Below are 1,681 nucleotides of genomic sequence, written 5' to 3' on the forward strand. Positions count from 1 at the left end.
GACCGAGGCTGTGTGAAAACACCTTGAATCTCTCCCCACATTTGCTATGACATATCAAGCCGTGTGGAGGATTGAATATGTCCAGATTCATTGTGGGAGAAGACAGGCAACAAGTGACGTTGTTACCAGAATGCCTGGATGACTTCATTGCCGAAGACAACACTGTTCGGGTGGTAGATGCCTTCGTAGGCGAGCTGGACATGGTGGCCCTGGGCTTTGAAGGCGCCAATCCTGCATCAACAGGACGCCCCTCGTACCATCCAGCGGTCATGTTGAAGCTCTACCTCTATGGATACCTCAACCGCATCCAGTCCAGTCGCCGCTTGGAGCGTGAATGCCAGCGCAACGTTGAACTCATGTGGCTGACGGGCCGGCTGTCTCCGGACTTCAAGACCATTGCGGACTTCCGCCGTGACAACAGTGCGGGCATTCGCAACGTATGCCACCGCTTCGTCATGCTGTGCCGCGATCTCAAACTCTTCAGCCAGGCGGTAGTGGCCATCGATGGCAGCAAGTTCAAGGCAGTGAACTCGCGCGACTGCAACTTCACCAGCGGGAAGATCGACAAGCGCCAACAGCAGATTGAGGAAAGCATCCAACGCTACCTGGTGGCATTGGAGACGGCAGACCGCACGCAGCCAGTCGAGTTAAAGGCCAAGACAGACAGGTTACAGGACAAGATCACACGGCTGCGCCAGCAGATGCGTGAACTCGATACCGTCAAAGAACAACTCAAGACACAGCCCGACGGCCAAATCTCCAGGACAGATCCCGATGCCAGGTCCATGGCCACCAGCGGCAGAGGATCAGGCATGGTGGCCTACAACGTGCAGGTGGCGGTGGACGCCAAGCACCATCTGATCGTTGCGCACGAGGTTACCAATGCTGGCAGTGACAGAGCCCAACTCAGTCCCATGGCGCAAGCGGCCCGTGAAGCCATGGGAAGAAAGAAGCTACGCGTCATCGCTGACCGTGGTTACTTCAGTGGGCGACAAATCAAGGCCTGTGCCGATGCGGGCATTGATGCAATCCTTCCCAAGCCAACGACATCGAATGCAAAAGCAGAGGGGCGCTACGACAGGGCTGACTTCATCTATATCAAAGAGGACGATGAGTACCTCTGCCCGGCAGGGCAACGAGCCATCCACCGTATGGCCAGAGAAGAGAACGGGATGATGATCCACCGCTACTGGAGCAGCGCCTGCCCCAAATGTCCATTGAAGTCGCAATGCACGCCCAGCGGCTACCGGCGCATCTCGCGCTGGGAGCATGAAGAGGTGTTGGAGGCAGTGCAGCGCCGCCTGGATCGCTCACCCAACTCCATGACCATCAGACGACGAACCGTTGAGCATGTGTTCGGTACGCTCAAGAGCTGGATGGGCTACACGCACTTCCTCACACGACGCTTACCCAACGTCAGTGCAGAGATGGGCTTGAACGTGCTGGCGTACAACTTCAGGCGGCTATTGAGTATCTTGGGGTTCGAGGGAATGATGAAGGCGATGAGACTGGCAGGGGCATGAGCCCTTTGTTGCCGTTTGCAGCCTCATATGGGGTCACTGGAGTGCCATAAGGCCGCTCAGGCGCCGTCAACACGGTATTCGTCAAACAAACCTACTGGGTTGCCGCCAAGCTGCCGCTGGATGGAAACGGATGAGCGTTTCCACACAGCCTCGGCCCA

Annotated in this window: 1 protein-coding gene; it reads left to right on the forward strand. The window is 57.0% G+C overall.

The window, feature by feature from the left end; genetic code table 11:
- The first annotated feature begins 77 nt into the window (after positions 1-77).
- A complete protein-coding gene (locus tag J2X15_RS21190; RefSeq protein WP_310347032.1) occupies positions 78-1,523 on the forward strand; it encodes an IS1182 family transposase in 1,446 nt (481 codons plus the stop codon).
- Positions 1,524-1,681: the final 158 nt, after the last annotated feature.

Origin of the sequence: Rhodoferax saidenbachensis, assembly GCF_031457975.1 — a bacterium.
Taxonomy (GTDB): Bacteria; Pseudomonadota; Gammaproteobacteria; order Burkholderiales; family Burkholderiaceae_C; genus Allorhodoferax; species Allorhodoferax saidenbachensis_A.